This window comes from Nocardia lijiangensis NBRC 108240 (genome assembly GCF_001613045.1).
In the GTDB taxonomy this organism is placed as follows: Bacteria; Actinomycetota; Actinomycetes; order Mycobacteriales; family Mycobacteriaceae; genus Nocardia; species Nocardia lijiangensis.
This window is the reverse complement of sequence record NZ_BDBP01000004.1, coordinates 114,134-133,542: the sequence shown is the minus strand read 5'-3', so window position 1 is coordinate 133,542 and position 19,409 is coordinate 114,134. Positions and strand designations below refer to the sequence as shown.

The following is a 19,409-nucleotide window of genomic DNA, read 5'->3' as shown; positions in this document are numbered from 1 at the left end:
ACGGCTCCTGCATCACGGTATCGCTGCGCCAGCCGCTCGACTCCGTCCTCGAACTGGCGACGGGCCGGGCAACGCTAACCCAGCGACGTTAGCATAGGGTAACCTTACTGATGTAAGGCTAGGGTAACTTCGCCACTCGGGATCGAGGTCGCGCGAACAGAAACAGCGACTCGAACAGCCGCCGGATACACGTGTGGGCCGCGAGATCCCTCTCGCGACCCACCTGTCACGTCGTGAAGATCACTCCGGGGCGTCGGTCAAATATCCGCCGCGCGCGAAGACTTCGGCAGCGGATCGCTCCACCCCGTCGGCCGTGCGCACCCGCGTAATCACCAAAGCGCGGTTGTTCCCGCGAAACGCCTCGGGCCCGCACACCACGGCGGCGCCGTCCTCGTGCACCACGACACGTCCGACCGTGCCGCCGTAGCAGCCCTCCGACACCGTGGCAGCGAGCACCTCGACGCGCTGACCCCGGTAGTAGCCGAAGGCGGGCGGGTAGGGCGCGGACAGCGCGCGCACGAAGCGCTCCAAGTCCACCGCCGGCCAGCTCCAGTCGATCCGGCTGTCGCGATCGGATCGCTTGTGGAAGAAGGTGCGCTCGGACTTGTTCTGCGGACGCCACACCGCGGTGCCCGAATCAATGGCGTCGAGAGCCTCGTTCAGCGCCTCCGGGATCAGATCCATTCCGGCCAGTACCAATTCGGTGCCGGTGGCGGCCGGGCCGATCGGAAGCGATTTCTGCACGATGATGTCGCCGGTGTCCAAACCCTCGTCCATGCGGTGGATGGTCAACCCGGTCTCGGCGGCGCCGCTGATCAGCGCCCACAGCACCGGCGAGAACCCGGTGAATTTCGGCAGCAGCGAATCATGCAGGTTCAGTGTGCCGTGCGGCGGCAGCTGGTACAGCTCCGGCGGCATCCAGGTGTACCAGCTGTTGACCACGATGACGTCGGGCTCGACGCGCTTCACCAGGTCGATGGTCTCGGCGTCGGCGCGCTCGGTGAGGTGCACCGGAATGCCGTGCTCGCGCGCCAACTCCTCGACCGAGTCGCCCCAGATCCCCTTGTACGAATGATCACTCGCCGGATGGGTGACCGCGAGGACGACCTCGTGCCGGGAATCGATCAGAGCCTGCAAGGTCCGCCGGCCCCAGGTCTGGAAGCCGAACGATACGACGCGCATGAGAGGTGCACCCTTCGTAGAAGTAAGCTGAGGCTATCCTATATTAGGCTCGCTAGAGTAGCTGGCGGTTGTCTGCGGCGCTCGACTCGACCCGCGCGCCGCGCGCCGGGCGCACCGATTCGCTGCGCAGCACGCGATCCGAGAGTTCGCCGAGGCAGCTGAGATTCGGGAACCCAGGCCCCTGCGCCAGCGCGGCGAGGTTGGGCAGGTACAGCTTTGCGTCCAAGCCCTGCACGGCCAGGTCGTAGCCGATCGAGGACTCGATCCTGGCCTGTGTCACCTGCCCGCCGACGGCCAGCTCGATCAGGTCGGAGGCGTTGGCGTCGAACAGATCTACGAACCACAGCGGCTGACCGCCCGTGGCGTCGATAACCAAGTCGAAGTTGTGAATCTGATCGGGGCGCATCTCGTTGCGCAGCGTCAGCGCGACGCCGTCGCCATGATCGGCGATTCGCACGACGCGGCCCTGCATGTGGTGCACCCGGTTGTCGGCGAGCAGGCTTTCCTGCACCCGGACCGAGAACACGCCGCGGTCGGTGCGGCGGATGACGTCCCTGCGCTCCTCGGTGCTCAGCGAGCCCCACTTGATCGGATCACTGAACAGCGAGTTCTCGAAATAGCTTTCGCCGCGGGTGTAGATCGTGGCCATCGGAGAGATCACCGAGATGGACAGCATGCCGTGGCGGACCAGTTCGTCCAGCGCCGAACCGGCCGTCTCGCCGCCGCCGATGACGGCCGCGCGCGAGGAGACCGGCAGCTTGCGCTTGCCGGCGAGGTCCCAGAATTCCGCGACGCTGAGCACCTTGGGGTGCTTGGCGAGCGCCTTCTCGCTGCGGCCAGGACCGGTGATCATCAGTGCGTCGGCGTCGATTTCGGTCGGAATGCCGTCGGCGTCGACCGCGGTGATCAGCCAGCCGTCGGCCGCGGCGGCGATGGTTCGCACGGTGCCGAGGACGAGTTCGAAATCGGTACGCGCCGCGACCCACTGGAGGTACTTGGCCCAGACGTGGTGCTGCGGACTCGGACGCCCACGGTCGATCCACTCGGCGTAGGTGCCCTGGTCCACCAGGAAGGAGGTCCAGCTGAACGCCGTCATGGCCTCGTTGATCGCGCGGTTGTGGCCACGCGCCCAGGTGGAGTGGTACGGGAAGCCCACGTCCTTCTCCGGGCTGGTGCCGAGCCGGTGCTGACCGTCGGTCCAGCCGCCGCTGGGCAGCCAATTGCCGCCCACCGTCTGCGCTTCCACCACGACGACCCGCGGTGCGGGCAGCCCCAGTTCGCGCAGTACGTGCGCCTTGGCGGCGACGGCCATCGCCTTCGGACCCGCGCCGATCACCACAAGTGTTTCCACCGGTTCTCCCACTCTCACATCGCGCGTATCCGTGTTCGCGCCCACATCGACGAACCCCCGCCTTCATGTTTGCATAGGCTTACCTTACAGTGAACCGCAGTGTCGATCCCCACAGCGGGGAGCTCCTCGGCACGAGAACGATGGGAATTACTTCATGATCAGCACCCGAAAGAAGCTGGGCGCGGTGGCCTTTGCCGCTGCCGCCCTGGTCGGCGCGTTCGGCACCGTCACCACCGCCGCGATCGCCGAGGCCGCGCCGATCACCGCCCCGCTGCTCACGAAGGCGCCGAGCACCGGTGAACTGCGCGCCAAGATGGCGCTGCTGTTCAACGCGGGTGCGTCGCGCGCCGCGCGCGCCGCCGAGCTGGAGAACGGCGAGGCAGGCCTGCCCGCCTTCGACACCGCGGCCGCGCTGATCGCCATCGCTCCGGCGAGCTGGCGCTGGGACGTCACCGGCCCGGTTTCGGTCAACGGCGACACCCTGTCCGCGGTGCTGTACACCGCCACCGAGGGTTACGAGCCGTGGACCTTCGATCTGACCTGGAAGCAGATCGACGGCACCTGGAAGCTGAGCCGCGAATCCGTCTGCACCATCGGCAACTTCGTCGGTCAGGGCTGCTGACCAGGCGCGTGCACGATTCGGCCCCCGCTACGGCGGGGGCCGACGTCGTTGCGGGGTACCTCATGACATTCAACCCAGCTTAGGCTAACCTCACCTCTATGGGCAGAGGTTTCAACGGCGTCATTGTGAAAGCGTGGGGCGGTCAGGACTACCGGCTCACCGTCACCGCGACGGAATACGTCACGGACAAATACATTCGGCTCGGCTTCGACGCGGGCGGCCTGCTCGCCGACCATCCGGTGCACCCCACCCAGTGGATTCGGCTGTGGATCCCTGACCTCGAGACCGAGAAGTTGCACCACCGCGGCTACACGCTGGTGGACCCCGATCCCGAAGCGGGCACGTTCGCCATCGAATTCGCCGTGCACGACGGTCCCGCCGCGCGCTGGGCCATCAATGCGGCGGTCGGCGACGTGCTGGACGCGTCGGTGCTCGGCTCCAGTTTCGAACTTCCGGAAACCGCGCCGAGCGAATACCTGATGTTCGGCGACACCGCCTCGCTCCCCGCGATCAACTCGCTGCTCGACGCCATCGGTGACGTTCCGGCCCGGGTGTGGCTGGAATGGCAATACGAATCCGACCAGACATTGCCGGTCCGCAACAAGCCGCACCACCAGGTCACTTGGCTCCAGCGCGTCGACGACGGCCGCCTGCTGCGCGAGCACTCGCAGGAGATCGCCTGCTCGGCAGACGCTTTCGCCTGGGTCGCCTGCGACGGCCACACCACCCGCTCGATCGTCAAAACGCTCAAGCAGACCCACAACCTGCCCAAGACCGCGATCAAGTCGCAGGCCTACTGGAAGTAGTTTCCGTGGTCATCCCTCCGGATGATCACCTTGCGACCTGCTGCCGACGCGCAACGATCCGATCGCGCGCCAGACTCGACCTCGAATCCGTTGTCCGAGTGGAAACGAGGCAGCTATGTCGCTCATCAATGCGGTGATTCCCTTGGCCGCGATCGTGTGCGCGGTGGCGGTGATGTGCACCGAGCGGATCGGGCGCGCGCCCGCGCTGGGGCTGCTCGGCGCCGTGGCGCTCGTGGCAGCCGTCCAGTGGCTGCGTGAAGGGTTCTACTGGCAGTTCCTTCCGACGTATCTGCTGCTGGTGGCCACCGCGTGGTTCGTCGCGGCCCGGCCGAGCGGGCGGTTCGGCGGGGTCGCGGCGCGCGTGGGAATCGGATTGCTGGTCGTCGCAGCGGCTTTCGCGTGGGTGCTGCCGCCGGTGCCGACGCTGCCCGCGCCGAGCGGGCCGTATCCGGTCGGCACCGAGACATTCCGCTGGGTCGATCCGGGCCGACCGGAAACCGCGACGGACGACCCGGCCGACCACCGCAACGTCATCGCGCAGGCCTGGTATCCCGCGGCCGAGGCGACTGGAAGCGGCTCACGATACCTCGACGGACTGGGCAAGTTGCCGCGGCAGGTGAGCCAGATCCCGAGCTTTCTCATGCGCGGCTACGACCACATCGACACACACGGCGACTACGGCGCATCTCTCGCCCGCGACCGTGACCGCTGGCCGGTGGTGCTGTTCTCGCCGGGATACGGTGCGCCGCGCGCGTTCTACACCGCGCTGGTCGCCGAGCTGGCCAGCCGCGGGTTCGTGATCCTCGCCGTCGATCACCCCTACGAGACTGCTGTGGTCGAACTCGCCGACGGCCGCCTCGCGACGCCGGTCGGCGACTTCCCGGCCGACGACGCCGCCGGGGAGCGGTACATGACCGAGCAGCAGGCGGTGCGGGCCGCCGACCTGCGGTTCGTCCTCGATCAACTCGACCGGCCCGGCGCGCTCGGCCCGCGTCTGTCCGGTCGTCTCGACACCGAGCACATCGCCGCCATCGGGCATTCGTTCGGCGGTGCGGCCGCGGCCGCGGCGGCCGCCGACGACGATCGCATCCGCGCCGCCGCGAACATCGACGGCACCCTGTATGGCCATCTGCCCAATCGCACGCTGCGCCAACCCTTCCTGCTGATGGAGAGCGAGCACGACGAGACAGGACATTCCGCGAATTTCCTGGAGCGCAACGCCGCGCTGCTCGGCAGGCTCGGCGCCGGCGGCTTCCGTTTCGAGATCGGCGACGCCAACCACTACAGCTTCACCGACGTGCCGCTGTTCCTCTCCGGGCCGGGCCGGTTCGCGGCGGCGCAAGTGATCGGCGGATCGCGGGGACCGGGCCCGACGCAGCACGTGGCCGCGGACATCGTGGTGGCGTTTCTCAGCGAACCGCTGGGCGGGCCGCGTGCCGACGTGGTGGCAACGGCGGCGGCACACCGCGATATTCGGGGCGGAATCGTCGGGCGCTGACCACCGATCGGCAACCACCAGGCGACAACCCAGTTTCGTTAGGCTAACCTTATGCCCCATGGGACGAGGGGCAAACGGCGTCATCATGAAGGTGTGGCGCGCCGATGACTACCGACTGCGCGTGACGTCGACCGAGGCGATCACCGACAAATACCAGCGGATCGGGTTCACCGCGGGCGGGTTGCTCGCCGACCACCCGGTGCACCCGACGCAGTTCATCCGGCTCTGGATCCCGGACGCGGAGACCGACAAGCTGCACCACCGCGCATACACGGCCGTCGATCAGGATCCCGCGAACGACCATTTCCACATCGAGTTCGCGGTGCACACCGGCCCGGCCAGCACGTGGGCGCAGCGGGCGAAGGTCGGCGACGAGGTCGAGGCGTCGGTGCTCGGGTCGAAGTTCGAGCTGCCTGCGACGACGCCGAGCGAATACCTGGTCTTCGGCGACACCGCCTCGCTGCCCGCGATCAACTCGCTGCTCGACGCGATCGGCGACGCGCCCGCCCGCGTCTGGCTGGAGTGGCAGTACGAATCCGATCAGACCCTGCCGGTCCGCAACAAGCCGCACCACCAGCTCACCTGGCTCCAGCGCGTTGACGACGGCCGTCTGCTGCGCGAACAAGCCCAGGAGATTTCCTGCGCAGCGGACGCTTTCGCCTGGGTGGCCTGCGACGGCCACACCACCCGCTCGATCGTCAAGACGCTCAAGCAGACCCACCATCTGCCGAAGACCCAGCTGAAGTACCAGGCCTACTGGAAGTAGGCGTATCTCTGCCTTCGCTCCGGCCATGCGCGGGGCTAGGGCGGACTCCGTCCGGTTGCGCCAACTGTGCGTACCTCCGCCTTCGCACTGTCCGAGCGCGGACTGAGAACGGACGCGTCCGACAGCGTCAGCCGGGTCCAGAACCGAACGGGCCGCCGCGAAACACTCCGGGGCGGCCCGTTCTCGTTGTCGCCGGATCAGATGCCGGCCGGTTCCAACCGCCAGCCCGACGCGCGACTGCGCTCGTTCCAGAAGTCGGCGTAGCGACCGCCCTGCGCGAGCAGCTCGGCGTGCGTGCCGCGCTCGACGATGCGACCGCCGTCGACGAACAGGATCTGATCCGCGTGCGCGATGGTGGCCAGGCGGTGCGCTACCACGATCACGGTCTTGTCCCTGGTGAGCTCGTGCACGCCGCGCACCACCACCGCCTCGCTGTGCGGGTCCAGCGCGCTGGTCGCCTCGTCCAGCAGCACGATCGGCGCGTCCTTCAGCAGGGCGCGGGCGATCGAGACCCGTTGCCGCTCACCGCCGGACAGCGCGGCGCCGCCCTCGCCGACGGCGGTGTCGTAGCCGTCCGGCAGGCGCTGGGCGATCTCGTCGACCCGCGCGGCCTCGGCGGCGCGGCGCACCTCGGCGTCGGTGGCCTCGGGGCGGCCGATCCGAATGTTGTCCGACACCGACCGGTCGAACAGGTAGACGTTCTGGAAGACCAGCGACAGCTGGTTCAGCAGTGTCTCCGAAGGCTGTTCCCGCACATCGTGCTCGCCGACGGCGACCCGTCCGGCGTCCACGTCGTAGAACCGCGCGGCCAACCGCAGCAGCGTCGTCTTGCCCGCGCCGCTGGGGCCGACGATCGCGGTCGTGGTCCCGGCCGGGACGCTGAAGGTGATGTCGGAGAGCACCGGCTCGCCCGGGCGGTAGCCGAAGCTGACGTTGTCGAAGACCACGGTCGGCGTGCCCGGTGTCACCGGCGAATCCGCAGCGGGCAGCGCCTTTTCCACGAGCAGCGCGGTGACCCGGTCGACCGCGGCGGCGGCCGAGCGCAGGCCGTTGCCCAGCTGCGCGGCCTGATTCAACGGCTCGATGAACCGCGAACCGACCGCGATCAGCGCGATCGCGCCTGCGGCCGAGACGGCGCCGTCGGTCACCCGGGCGATCACCACGTAGACCAGGACCAGGAACACGGCCTGCACGAAGAGCGCGAAGACGATCAGGCTCGGCACCGAGGTGAAGACCATCCTGGTGTTGGCCGAACGCTGTTGCCGCAGCGCACTGTCCAGCGCCTTGTTGCCCGATCCGACGGCGCCGAACGCGCGCAGCACCGGCTGGGCCTGCGCGAATTCCACCACGCGCGAATCGGCTTCGGCCGCCGCCGCGTGCATGCCATGATCGGCCCGCTGATACGCGCGGTTGGCGAGGCCGTTGACGAGGAAGAGCACCGGGGCGGCGAGCAGCATGGTCAGCGCGATCCGCCAGTCGATGAACAGCATGCCGACGGCGACGCCCAGCGGGACCACGATGCCGGTGACCACCTTGGCGAGCAGATAGGCGACGGCGCCCTGGATCTCGCGCACGTTCTCCACCGTGACCCGCGACAGCGGCCCGGAGCTGCGGGTTTCGAACCAGCCGAGCGGCAGCGCGTTCAGGTGATCGCCGAGCCGGGTTTGCAGGCCGCGCTGCATGCCCACCGCGATACGCAGACCGAGCGAGGCCTGCAGGTAGCCGAACACCACGACGGCGCCGACCGCGACCAGCATCGGCGCCGCCCAGAACCAGGCGCGTCCGAGGTCGTCGTCGAACAGTGCCTCGAGCACCGGAACCAGCAGCAGGTACGCGACCGCCTGGCTGATCGCCTGCGCCAGGATCGCGGCGAGCAATCGCGGTGTCAGCGGTGCGAATTCGGCGGGCACTAGGCCGAGCACTTTGCGAATCATCGGGCTGTCTCACTTTCCACGAGCGAGACCGCGCCAAGGGCCGCCTCGTTGATCTCCCAGAGCCGCTGGTAGGTACCGCCCGCCGCAGACAGGGTGCGGTGATCGCCCTGTTCGACGAGGGTGCCGTTCTCCAGCACCAGAATCCGGTCCACGCCGGTGATGGTGTGCAGCCGGTGCGCGATGACCAGCACGGTGCGCCCGGCCACCAGCGCGGCGAGCGCGTCCTGCACGGCCGCCTCCGATTCTGGGTCGGCGAAGGCCGTCGCCTCGTCCAGCACCAGCACCGGCGTATCGGCGAGCAACGCACGAGCCACCGAAAGCCGTTGCGCCTCACCGCCGGAGAGTGTGGCGTCGACGCCGATCTCGGAGTCGTAGCCACGGGGCAGCGCGAGGATGCGGTCGTGGATCTGGGCGGCGCGCGCCGCCCGCTCCAGCGCGGCGTCGTCGGCGTCCGGCTCCGCGAGCAGCAGGTTCTCGCGGACGGTGCCGCGGATCAGCCGCACATCCTGGAAGACGAAACCGACTGTGCGATAGAGCTCGTCGCTCGGGTAGTCGCGAATATCGCGGCCGCCGATCGTGATCCGGCCCGACCCGATGTCGTAGAAGCGCGGCAGCAGTTTGGCCAGCGTCGACTTGCCGGAACCGCTGGGGCCGACCAGCGCGGTGATGGTGCCAGGCCGCAGCTCAAGGTCGATGTCGCGCAGCACCTCGTGACCCTCGCGGTAGCCGAACCCGACGGATTCGAAGCGGACGCGTCCCGCTTCGGCCTGCTCGCCAGGCTCGTCGGATACCGGTGCGGCGGAGACGAGTTCGGGGCTCTGCTGCACCTCGTACAGTCGCTCGGCCGCCGCGCCCGCCGCACGCAGCGCCTGTCCCCCGTAACCGAGGCCGAGCAGCGCGCTGCCGAGACCGAGACCGACCAGCAGGAACGGCAGCACGTCGAGCGGAGCCAGCCAGTCCGCGCCGACGCCCGCCAATCCGGCGACAACGATCACCAGCATCACGAACACCGGGGAGATCATGATGTCGGCCACCGCCTGGAGCCGGATCATCGGCGTCTTCCACCGGTCGAAGCTGTCGGCCTGGCCGTCGACGGCGTCCTGGAACTCGCGATGCGCCTTGCCCGCCTGCCCGAAGGCGCGGACCACCTGGATGCCGTCGACGAACTCGATGGTCGCCTGCTGCACCCGGCGCTCCCAGCGGGTGTAGACCGCGAGGCGGTCCATGCTCTCGCGGTCCATCATCTTGCGGAAAGCCATGGCGTAGACGAACAGCGGAACCAGCAGGACCAGCGTCAGCCGCCAGTCGACGGTGAACAGATAGCCGAGCGAGACGAGCGGCACGAGCAGCGCGCCGACGAACTCCAGCCGCGCGTGCGCCACCAGATAGTGCAGCGCCTCCACGTCGTCTTGGAGGTACTTCTTCACCTCGCCGGAGCCGTGCTCGCCGAACCAGCCGAGCGGCACCCTGGTCAGCTTGGCGGCGAGCGCGCGGCGCACGGTGAGCTGATAGCCGCCGTCCACCAGGTGCGTCCAGGTCAACGCCGCCGCCTGCAACAGGGCGCGCACCAGCAGCACCAGCATCGAAAGACCGAACAGCCGCCACACCCGATCGGTGTCCACCGGATCGTCGAGCAGTTCGCGGCAGGCCTCGACGATCAGAATGAACGGCACCACGGTGCAGACCGAAGCGATCGCCATGACGATGCTGGCGAGCGTCAGCGCCCCCTGCACCGGCGCGAGAATCTCCTTGCGCGCCAGCGCCTGCTGTTGCTTGCGTTGTTTCGCCACCGCACGGGGCGGCCGGTTCCCCGTCTCCGCCGCTGCGTGCGGCGTGACCTCCACCGTCATGTGTCCTCGCCTCTCGTTCTGGCGTACCTCGCCGGAATCCGCCTCATCTTCACACAGAAAGATAGGTAAGGCTAACTTTCCCCGCGACGGTGGAACGGCAGGCGAACGGCGGTGGCCGCGCGAGTCCGTGGCTTTGCCGCTGTCCGACGCCGCGTCGAAAGTTGCGTGAACGGCGCTTCGTCTCGGTTCCGGAACACCGGATCGGGAACTACTTTTCCCCGTTATCTACCCGTCTCCAGAGTTGGAGGTTGTGGAAATGTTTGTCACACACATTGTTTCGGCCATTACCGATTGCCACGCCGATCCAGGGGAACTCTCCGCGGCCCAGGCTCACCGCGCGATGCAGATCCATCTGTATTGCTCCGTCGAACTGTGCCGGGTGCGCCGACGAGCGCGGCAGACCCTCGTCGAGGCGCGGCGCATGGTGCTCGACGAACGCGCCGAGCCCTGATTTCGCGGTATTCGGACATCTCCGCGCCGACCGGAATCGGGGCGCGTCCGGAGACGTTGACCACACCATGACCACCACGGCATCCGATCGCCCCGCCGCGCCCGTCGTCGACACCGGTACCGACTTCGGCGCCAAAGTCGCCGAGCGCCTCGGCCGCGAGTTCGTCCTCTGGCTCACCACCGTCGGCCCGTCCGGCACGCCGCAGCCGAACCCCGTCTGGTTCCAGTGGCGCGACGGCGAGTTCCTGCTGTTCAGCCAGCCGGACAAGGCGAAGGTACGCAATATCGTCCACAACCCGCGCGTCTCGCTGAACCTCAACAGCACCGACAACGGCAGCGAAGTGGTAGTGCTGACCGGGACGGCGCGCATCGTCGAGGAATGGCCGTCGGACGACGAAATCGCCTCGTACACGGAGAAGTACACCGAGGGCTTGGTGGACATCAAGATGTCGGCGGAGGAGTTCTACGCGGAATACTCGGTGCCCATTCGGATTACGCCGGATCGGTTGCGCGGCTTCTGATTCGGGCGTGCGCACCGGCGCGCTGCCGTCGGATGGCGGCACCGCGCGCCGGTCTCGAGGTGGCGTAGTTCCACCTCGTGCCCAACCATCCGTCATCGCGACGCCCGAGCGTCAACCGCCCGGTCGCGGCCGGTTGACCTGGGGCGATTAGAGTTGTTGCCGATGAGAAGAAGGCAGCAGCCGCCGCTGCCCAAGCGGTACGGCTTGGACCCGGCCCGGCTCCGACTGCCGGAAACGGGCGAGTGGGCAACGATTCGCGACCATCTGGTCGAGCGACTTCCCCGGGTCGCGCCGGAACGGATCGATCAACTCCTGCGCGAGGGCGGGATCGTCGATCTCGAGGGACCCCTCGCGCCGGACGCACCGTACGTCCCGGGCGGGGCCGTGTGGTTCCATCGCGACCTGCCGGACGAGACCGACGTGCCGTTCGACATCACCGTCGTGCACCGCGACGAGAACCTGCTGGTGGTGGACAAGCCGCACTTCCTCGCCACCATTCCGCGCGGTCAGCACATCCGGCAGACCGCGCTGGTCCGGCTGCGTCAGGAATTGGATCTGCCCGATCTGGTGCCCGCGCACCGGCTCGATCGGGTGACCGCTGGACTGCTGCTTTTCATCGTCGACCCGGCCCGGCGCGGGGCGTACCAGACCATGTTCCACCGGCGGGCGGTGCGCAAAGAGTACGAGGCGATCGCCCCCTATCGGCCCGATCTGGACCTGCCGCGCACGGTGCGCAGCCGCATCATCAAGGAGAAGCAGGTGCTCGCGGCCCAAGAGGTCGAGGGCGAACCCAATGCGGAAACCGTCGTCGACCTGCTCGAGCACCGCGACGGGCTGGGCCGCTATCGGCTGCGGCCGCTGACCGGGCGGACCCACCAATTGCGCCTGCACATGAACGGGCTCGGCGTGCCGATCCTCGGCGACGATTTCTACCCGATGCTCACCGACAAACCGGTGCACGATTTCACCCGGCCGCTGCAACTGCTGGCCGCGTCGCTCGAGTTCACCGATCCGGTCACCGGGGAACCGCGACGATTCGAAACGACGAGGACACTCCAGGCGTGGACGGACCACGCCGCCTGGTCGGGCTGACGGAAGCGGGCCGGCCGGCGGAACAGGGGTAGCCGGCCGGCCCGAGCGCCCGCGACGGTGGCTCTTCACACCGCGGGGCGCAGCTCGGTCAGGACCCCATCCAAGCCAGAGGTCCGGCGCCGCAGGTGGCGCTGCCGGTGAGGGTGGGCTCGGCCACGTTCACCTTGATCTCGTAGGCCAGGCCCTGCAGCGCGGCCAGAGTGTGGGTGCCCGACTTCTTCGGCTTCCACTGCACGGTCGCCACGCCGTTGACGGGCTTGACCGGGCTGCCAGGAATGACCAGCGCGTTGTCGTAGAACCAGACCTCGAACCAGTGGTTCACCTTCGCGGTGACCTGGTAGGTGCAACCCGCTTGCAGGTTGCCTGCCGAGACGCTGAGATCGTCGACTGTCGCGGACGCGTAGGGCGCGGTCAGTACCGCCGCGCAACCCGCCGCGGCCAGCGTCGTCAGGCCGACGCCGAGCCGACGACCAATCCGCTTCTGGGTTCTTCTCATTCGGAAACTCCTCTTCGAAACGCACACCGGGTGCGAATGAGCGGACTGTAGCGACCGTCCAGTTCCCTACGGGCCAGTTTCGCGAAAAAACTGAAACATGTTTCATTCAGATTGTCCACAGGATAGCCTGCCGAGCCCGCGCGCGGCGGGCAATCGACAGCTGTGATCAGGCACTCAACCGGCGGCGGGGCGCGCGGGCCGGACCGTACACTGGGCCGGGTGTTTCGAACGGACCTCGAGGAAGCGACCCCGGCCCGCGGCAAACTCCACGCCTATATCGATGTGGCGGTCGTGATCGTCGTCCTGGCGGGCACCAACCTGATCGCGCACTTCACCACCGCGTGGGCCAACATCGTCACGGTCCCCATCGCCGCCGTCGTCCTGCTGGTTCTGGTGCGCAGGCGCGGGCTCGGCTGGGCCGAACTCGGGCTCTCCCCCAGGCACTGGCGGCGCGGATCGCTGTACGCGCTGGCCGCGGTCGGCATCGTGCTCACGGCCGTGGCCATCGGGGCGCTGCTGCCTGCGACGCGCCCGTTCTTCCTCGCCGACCGATACGCGACCATCTCCGGCGCGCTCATCGCCTCGATGATCGTCATCCCGCTACAAACCGTCATCCCCGAGGAACTGGCCTTCCGCGGCGTGCTGCACGGAACCCTGGATCGTGTCTACGGCGCGCGTGGGGTGTTCGCTGCGGGTTCGCTGCTCTTCGGCCTCTGGCACATCGCGTCCTCCTTCGGCCTCACCACCAATAACCGCGGGCTCACCGGATTCCTCGGCGGCGGCCTCGTCGGGCAAATCATCGGCATCCTGCTCGCGGTCGCCGCGACCGCCGCCGCGGGCGTGGTCTTCACCTGGCTGCGCCGCCGCAGCGGAAGCCTGCTCGCCCCCATCGCCCTGCACTGGTCGGTCAACGGCGCGGGCGCACTCGCCGCCGCCGTCGTCTGGCAGACGACGCTCGCCTAGCGCCGGGTCGCGTCGCTTGGCGCGTCAAGCATCCTTCCTAGTCCCGGGGCGCGGCTATAGGTTCGAGTCGTGCCTCTCGGACATCTCGGCATCAACGTCACGGATCTCGCCGCAGCGCGGGCGTATTACGATGAAATGATGCCGCTCGTCGGCTACGAGCCATTCCTGCTGGACGACAGCCAGTTCGCCTACCGGCCCGCCCGCGGCAAAGTCGGCGCCTACCTGTTCTTCTATCCGGCCGAACAGCCGGGATATTCGCGCGCGAAACCGGGTCTGCAACACCTCGCCTTCATGATGCGAACGCGCGCCGACGTCGACGCGGTGCATACATGGGCGGACTCACGCGGCGACGAAATAGTCCATCCGCCACGCGAATTCCCGGAGTATCCGCCGCCCTATTTCGCGACCTTCTGGATCGGGTACGACGGCGTGCTGCTGGAGGCCGTGTGCCATAAGGACGCTTGATCTCGCCCGAACGACCAGCGCTACCTGCGCCGACGCGCGGCGCCCCGAACACTGCCGCCGTTCGCATTGACCGCGGCGGGCCGCCGGTTTAGTCTCATCGCGTTCACACATATGTTCGAGCACACTTGTCGACGCCGAGAAATCGGCCCGATATCGGCTCCAGGGAAGGCTCGCGATGCCCGACGAACCGTCGACCGGCAATTCCGAGATAGCGGCACTGGCACAACGGGTCGCGACGGCGCGCGGGAAACTGCCGCTGCAGCACGACACCGCATTGGTCGAGGTGCTCTCCGAGGCCGAGATCTCCGCGGAACGCGAACTCGCGGAATGGATTCGGGGCCAGCGGCGCGGCCAGCGGCGGCGCGCCGTCGAGGACGAACTGGCCGCCGAGAAGCTCGACCGGCGCACCGCGGCCGCGATTCGCCGCGCGGACGAGTCCGACGCGCGCTGGCACCGGCGTGCGCTGGCGGCCCGGCGCCGCGTCGCCAACCAGGACGCGCGGCTGGCCCAGCTGTATCGGCGCGCCGAATGGTCCTCGCGGGCGCTGATCGGCGTCGTCATCCTCGGCATGGTGTGGGCCGGCGTGAACGTGCAGCACAACCTCGTCCCGAGCGGCGATATGTCGGATCCGCTGTACTGGCTCAGCTACGGCATCGAGGCGATGATCTCCATCCCGATCATCACCATCATGGTGGTCGCGACGACCGCCGCCCGGTGGGGCCGGGAACTCCCGCGCGGCAAGGTGATCCTCTTCGAGGCGGCGCTGCTGGGAACCACCGTCGCGCTGAACACCGGGCCGCACCTGGCCTCGGGCGATCTCGGGCGGGCTGCCGAATACGCGATCGCGCCCGCGATGGTCGGCGTGGTGATCTGGCTGCACGCGTGGGTCGCGGCTCGGTACGCCCAGCTCATCGATAGCGTGCCGATCGTCGACGACACCGCGGTGCCGAAGTTGCGCGGGTCGTACGGGTCCGCGGAGCCATGGGTGCAGGCGGATACCGCTGGGCCGATGCTGGATTCGATCGGCGGCCCGAGTGCGATCACAATGCCGGACGATGTCGAAGTCGCGTCGGGATCGTCCGGTGTCGAGCCGCGACCACTCGAGAACACCGGTGACAGAACTTCCGTGGCACTCGCGACCGACGTCGAGAAGAAGCCGCTCGACAGTCCCGACGCCGAATCCACGCTTGCCGAGGAAGCCGGATCCGACCCCGCTACGGATCAGGGCCCGATGGGCGGGCTGTCGTACTTGGTTCCGCTCTCGCTGCTCACCGGCGGGCTCGCCGAGGAAGACGACGGCCCGCGAACGCCGCGGCGCAACGGATCGTCCAACGGCCGCTCGGGTCATATCGCGAACGATGCCGCGCAGCCGGTCCACTTCGCACCGAGCCGGCTCCGGCCGGTCAACGGCAACGGCAACGGCAACGGCAACGGCCGCACGGTTCCCGCGATGTGGGCGGGATCCCATGCTCTGCAAGCTATTTCGTATCCCGACTCGGATACCGACGAAGGAGCGGAGCCCGTGAACACCACGGACGCTGTCGATCTCGCCGCGTTCCAGGCCGTCCGCAGCGGTAAGTCGACCCCTACCCCTGACGAGCACGCGGTCACCGACGACACCACGCCGATCCTCGATTCCACCGACACCGAACAGCCGGAACCGGTCCGATCCCGAACCGCTCAGCAGAACAACGGCTCCGGCGCGAAGACCGACACCGGTAGCCACACGACACCACGCGAGCGTGCCGGTACTGCCGCCGAACAGCACGAACCGGTCCGATCCCGAACCAACCAGCAGGACAACGGTTCCACCGCGAACGCCGACACCGGTAGCGATACGACACCGCGCGGGCGCGCCACCGAACAGCCCGAAGCAGTGCGAGTCCGAACCAACCAGCATCACAACGGCTCCGGCGCGAAGGCCGACAACGGTAGCGACACGCCATCGCGCGAGGGCGCCGCGACCGACGCCGAACAGAACGAACCACGGTCTCGAACCAGGCAGCAGCACAGCGGTTCCGGCGCGAAAGCCGACAACGGCAGCGATACAACGCCGCGCGAGCGCGCCGCCGAGCAGCTCACCTTGGAACCCGAGCCGGAACCGCGGCGTCCGCGCAGCACCGAGATCGTCCTCGCCACCCAGCGCGCCATCGCCGAGGAGGACGGCACGGACGACGATCTCGACCAGGAGCCGGACAGCGCCGAGGACGAGGTCCGCCTGGTCGCGCGGAACATCGCCGAGCAGGGGCTGTCCAAGTTGCCGGTCGAGCAGATCGCCGACATCCTCACCCTCGCCGACCAGTCCTGGTCCAGCACCGGCATCGCCAAGGAGGTCGGCGTGTCCGGCTCCGCGGTGGCCCGCGTCATCGACTCCGCGCACAAGGTCCGCCGCCCCTACGCGACCAGCGGCTGAACCGTTGCCGCGCAGCGAGGCCTGCGCGGTCGCATGCCACGACATAGCATGGGTTCTCGATAGCGGGCGCGGAGGATTTCGTGAGCGACAAGAGCGGGGCGATGAACCTCTGGGAGGAGTACGAGCGCCTGATCGACGCGGCATTGTTCGCGGTCGAGAAGACCGAATCGGTCTGGGGCGATCACATTTTCCGGCCATTGCTGCAACCCTGGATCCGCGAGCGGCTCGAGAGCCAGCGCTCACTCATCCGCCACGCCGACTCGCAACTGGATGTCGCGGATGACACCTCCGACGTCATAGCCACCGCGCACCACTACATCGAACTGCGTAAGGAACTGTTCTCCGAGTTGTTCCACTTCCGCGCCGAGGCCCAGTGGCGGCTGGTCGGCCGCGCGGGCGATTTCGCGGTCCGCGCGACACTCCAATCTCCCAACGCGCGACCGGTATTCGCGCTGCGCCGTGACAACCGCTGGGTCTTCACCGTCAATGCGCCCCATCCCACGGAGCCGGGCGAGCGCACCACCCTGAACGTCCTCGTGCAGCAGACCTACGAAGACAATCGGAAGAAGAAGATCGAGTTCCGCATCCCCGCCGAACTGCGCGATCATCCCGAATGGCTCGATCAGCTCCGCTGCGGTTTCGAGGCCCTCGGCTACGCCGCCGCCATCCGCGCCTGACACGATCCACGACAATCCGCCGCGTTCGCGGCCGAAACGCCGAAAGGGCTGTTCGCCGAGAAGTTTCGACGAACAGCCTTTCGGATCGTGGGTCAGCCCTGCCAGTACCCCGTGGTCGAACGGTCACGGACGGCCTGCACCTGCGTGGCATCGGCCGAGGTCGTGTACGTCGCGTACTCGTACTCCGGCCTGCCCGAAACGCTTTCAGCTGGCTTCGAGCCGCGATCGCCGTGCCCCGGCCACCAGGCGCGGTGGCCGAGAAGAGCGGTGATCGCCGGGGTGAAGAACATCGCCATGATGAAGGCGGCGATGGCGATGCCGACCGAGATCGCGAAGCCCATCTGGGAGAGCATGCTGTTGCCCGCCAGCATCATCGAGGCGAAGGTGCCCGCCAGGATGACGCCCGCCGCGGCGACCGTCGGTCCCGTGTGCCGGACGCTCAGCGCCGCCGCCGTCCGCGGGTCGCGGCCCTCGCGGGTTTCCTCGCGCAACCGGGCGATCATCAGGATGTTGTAGTCGGTGCCGAGCGCGACCACGAACAGGTACATGATGACCGGCAGCGTGAAGATCACGCCGGAGTCTCCCTGGATGTTCTGGAAGACCAGCACCGTGGCACCGAGGGTCGCGGCGAAGCCGAGGAAGACCGAGGCCATCAGGTACCACGGCGCGACCAGGCTGCGCAGCAGCAGGGCGAGCACGAGCATGATCAGCAGCGCCGCCACGGGGAACACGATCGCGTAGTCGCGGTTCATCGCGTCCTGGAAGTCGACGTACACCGCGGTGATTCCGCCGACCGCCGCCGTCGTGCCCGCGGGTGCCGCGTCGTGCGCCGCCGTGCGCAACGGGCCGCGGACCGTGTCCAGCGCGGCGTCGGATTCCGGCGCGTCGGCGAGGGTCACCTGGAAGTTCGCGATGGTTCCGTCGGCCGACACCATCGGCTCGCCGACCGCGCCCACCCCGGTAACCTGGGCCAGCGCCGCGCGATACCCCTGCAGCTGATCGGGATTCAACTGCCCCTCCGACGCGTGCAGCAGCACATCCGACGGCTGGGTCGCGCCCGCGGGCATGCCCTTCAGCAATTCCTTGTTGTAGACAACGGATTCGGACGCGTCGGAGGTCGAGCCCGCGCCGATGTCGAAGGTGGGGTTGAACCCGATGGCGAAGACGCTCAACGCCACCAGCACACCACCGGAGACGACGGCGAACACGCCGGGCCGCTTACCCATCGCCGCGCCGATCGCGGCGAACCGCGCGCCCTTCGGCTCCACCTGCCACGCCTTGGACGGCCAGAACACCTTGGTCCCGAGCAGCGAGACGATCGCAGGCACCAGGGTGAGACCCGCCACCAGCGTCACCGCGACCGCGATCGCCAGCGCGGGCCCGAGCGAACGGAACATGCCGAGGCTGGAGAGCGTCAGCGCCATGAAGGCGATGATCACCGCACCGGCCGCCGAGGTGATGGCCTCGCCGACGCGGGTGACGGCGCTGACCATCGCGGTCTTGGGATCCTCACCCGCGCGCAGACGTTCCCGGTACCGGAACATCAGGAACAGGATGTAGTCGGTGCCGACGCCGAACAGTACGACCACCAGCATGGAGTTGATCGAGGCGTCCATCTCCAGGTCGAAAGCCTTGGCGACCATGGCGATCAGGCTGCCGACCATGCTGGAGATGCCGCCGATCACGACCACAGGAAGCAGCGCGATCACGGGGCTGCGGAAGATGATCAGGAGCAGCGCCAGGATCAGCACGATGGTCGCCGCGCCGACGATGGCCATGCCCTTTTCACCGGACTCGGTCTGATCCAGGGTCTGGGCGGCGGCGCCGGTGATGCCCGCCTTCAGGTCGGTGTCGCGCACCTGCTCCTTCAGGCTGTCACGGAGGCTCTTCACCGCGTCGCCCTGGGTCTTGTCGGAGGCGTTGGTGACCTTGGTCATCTGCACCGCGATGACCTGGATCAGCCGGTTCTCCGAGGGCGGCGTTGCCTGAATTCCGGTGACACCCTTGACGTTCTGGCCGCCGAGCGCCGCCGCCGCGGCGGTCACCGCGGCCGAGTCGTTCTCGGTGAGCGCCGCGCCGTCCTCGCGAGCGAAGACGATCAGCGCCGCGGGCGCCGCATTCTGCGGAAACGCCTTCTCCTGCAGTTTCATCGCTTCGATCGACTCGTAATGCGATGGCAGGAAGCTGGATTGATCGGTGGTCGAGGTGAATTCGGGGGCGGAAGCAACCACCGCGATGGCGGCGAGCAGCCACAAGCCGATCACTTTCCACGGGTGGTGGACGACGAGTCGCCCGAGGCGACCGAACATGGACGTTCCTTTCG

The 19,409-nt window shown here is 68.1% G+C and carries 17 protein-coding genes; 11 read left to right on the top strand and 6 right to left on the bottom strand.

The window, feature by feature from the left end:
• Positions 1-240: 240 nt before the first annotated feature.
• Both NL1_RS02015 and NL1_RS02010 read right to left on the bottom strand, forming a co-directional pair.
• Positions 241-1,182 (bottom strand): methionyl-tRNA formyltransferase, encoded by a 942-nt coding sequence (locus NL1_RS02015; protein WP_067833501.1) that lies wholly within the window; start codon positions 1,180-1,182, stop codon positions 241-243.
• Between the two features lie 52 nt (positions 1,183-1,234).
• A complete protein-coding gene (locus tag NL1_RS02010; RefSeq protein ID WP_067833630.1) occupies positions 1,235-2,533 on the bottom strand; it encodes a SidA/IucD/PvdA family monooxygenase in 1,299 nt (432 codons plus the stop codon).
• 154 nt (positions 2,534-2,687) lie between these two features.
• Between NL1_RS02010 and NL1_RS02005 the strand changes: the two genes are divergently transcribed.
• The 4 genes from NL1_RS02005 (at position 2,688) to NL1_RS01990 (ending at position 6,225) form a co-directional block, all read left to right on the top strand.
• The gene (locus NL1_RS02005; protein WP_067833498.1) at positions 2,688-3,155 is read left to right on the top strand and encodes an MTB12 C-terminal domain-containing protein; all 468 of its coding nucleotides are present in this window, start codon (positions 2,688-2,690) and stop codon (positions 3,153-3,155) included.
• 98 nt (positions 3,156-3,253) lie between these two features.
• A complete protein-coding gene (locus tag NL1_RS02000) occupies positions 3,254-3,961 on the top strand; it encodes a siderophore-interacting protein (RefSeq protein ID WP_067833495.1) in 708 nt (235 codons plus the stop codon).
• Positions 3,962-4,076: 115 nt separating this feature from the next.
• On the top strand, positions 4,077-5,459 hold the full coding sequence (locus tag NL1_RS01995) for an alpha/beta hydrolase family protein (RefSeq protein ID WP_067833493.1): 1,383 nt from the start codon (positions 4,077-4,079) through the stop codon (positions 5,457-5,459).
• 58 nt (positions 5,460-5,517) lie between these two features.
• Entirely contained in the window at positions 5,518-6,225 is a 708-nt protein-coding gene (locus tag NL1_RS01990) for a siderophore-interacting protein (RefSeq protein WP_067833490.1), read from the top strand.
• A 197-nt stretch (positions 6,226-6,422) separates the two neighbouring features.
• On the opposite strand, the gene NL1_RS01985 is transcribed toward NL1_RS01990, so the two are convergent.
• Entirely contained in the window at positions 6,423-8,159 is a 1,737-nt protein-coding gene (locus tag NL1_RS01985) for an ABC transporter ATP-binding protein (protein ID WP_067833487.1), read from the bottom strand.
• The gene (locus NL1_RS01980; protein WP_067833484.1) at positions 8,156-10,009 is read right to left on the bottom strand and encodes an ABC transporter ATP-binding protein; all 1,854 of its coding nucleotides are present in this window, start codon (positions 10,007-10,009) and stop codon (positions 8,156-8,158) included. The genes NL1_RS01985 and NL1_RS01980 overlap by 4 nt, the downstream gene beginning before the upstream one ends.
• 256 nt (positions 10,010-10,265) lie before the next feature.
• On the opposite strand from NL1_RS01980, the gene NL1_RS37110 reads away from it, so the two are divergent.
• The 3 genes from NL1_RS37110 (at position 10,266) to NL1_RS01965 (ending at position 12,072) form a co-directional block, all read left to right on the top strand.
• The gene (locus NL1_RS37110) at positions 10,266-10,460 is read left to right on the top strand and encodes a hypothetical protein (protein WP_067833482.1); all 195 of its coding nucleotides are present in this window, start codon (positions 10,266-10,268) and stop codon (positions 10,458-10,460) included.
• A 67-nt stretch (positions 10,461-10,527) separates the two neighbouring features.
• On the top strand, positions 10,528-10,980 hold the full coding sequence (locus NL1_RS01970) for a TIGR03667 family PPOX class F420-dependent oxidoreductase (protein WP_067833479.1): 453 nt from the start codon (positions 10,528-10,530) through the stop codon (positions 10,978-10,980).
• Between the two features lie 162 nt (positions 10,981-11,142).
• On the top strand, positions 11,143-12,072 hold the full coding sequence (locus NL1_RS01965; protein WP_067833476.1) for an RluA family pseudouridine synthase: 930 nt from the start codon (positions 11,143-11,145) through the stop codon (positions 12,070-12,072).
• 88 nt (positions 12,073-12,160) lie between these two features.
• On the opposite strand, the gene NL1_RS01960 is transcribed toward NL1_RS01965, so the two are convergent.
• On the bottom strand, positions 12,161-12,568 hold the full coding sequence (locus NL1_RS01960) for a hypothetical protein (protein ID WP_067833473.1): 408 nt from the start codon (positions 12,566-12,568) through the stop codon (positions 12,161-12,163).
• 219 nt (positions 12,569-12,787) lie between these two features.
• Here NL1_RS01960 and NL1_RS01955 point away from each other — a divergent pair, with 219 nt between their 5' ends.
• From NL1_RS01955 to NL1_RS01940, 4 genes are all read left to right on the top strand, one after another.
• Complete coding sequence (locus tag NL1_RS01955; RefSeq protein WP_067833627.1) at positions 12,788-13,531, top strand: CPBP family intramembrane glutamic endopeptidase; 744 nt, start codon at positions 12,788-12,790, stop codon at positions 13,529-13,531.
• A gap of 69 nt (positions 13,532-13,600) precedes the next feature.
• Positions 13,601-13,996, top strand: a complete 396-nt coding sequence (locus NL1_RS01950; RefSeq protein ID WP_067833470.1) for a VOC family protein — start codon at positions 13,601-13,603, stop codon at positions 13,994-13,996.
• A 175-nt stretch (positions 13,997-14,171) separates the two neighbouring features.
• Complete coding sequence (locus tag NL1_RS01945; RefSeq protein ID WP_067833467.1) at positions 14,172-16,409, top strand: hypothetical protein; 2,238 nt, start codon at positions 14,172-14,174, stop codon at positions 16,407-16,409.
• Between the two features lie 80 nt (positions 16,410-16,489).
• Positions 16,490-17,086, top strand: a complete 597-nt coding sequence (locus tag NL1_RS01940) for a hypothetical protein (protein ID WP_067833464.1) — start codon at positions 16,490-16,492, stop codon at positions 17,084-17,086.
• 92 nt (positions 17,087-17,178) lie between these two features.
• On the opposite strand, the gene NL1_RS01935 is transcribed toward NL1_RS01940, so the two are convergent.
• Positions 17,179-19,395: an MMPL family transporter gene (locus NL1_RS01935; protein WP_084510221.1), complete on the bottom strand. Its 2,217-nt coding sequence runs from the start codon at positions 19,393-19,395 to the stop codon at positions 17,179-17,181.
• Between the last annotated feature and the right edge of the window lie 14 nt (positions 19,396-19,409).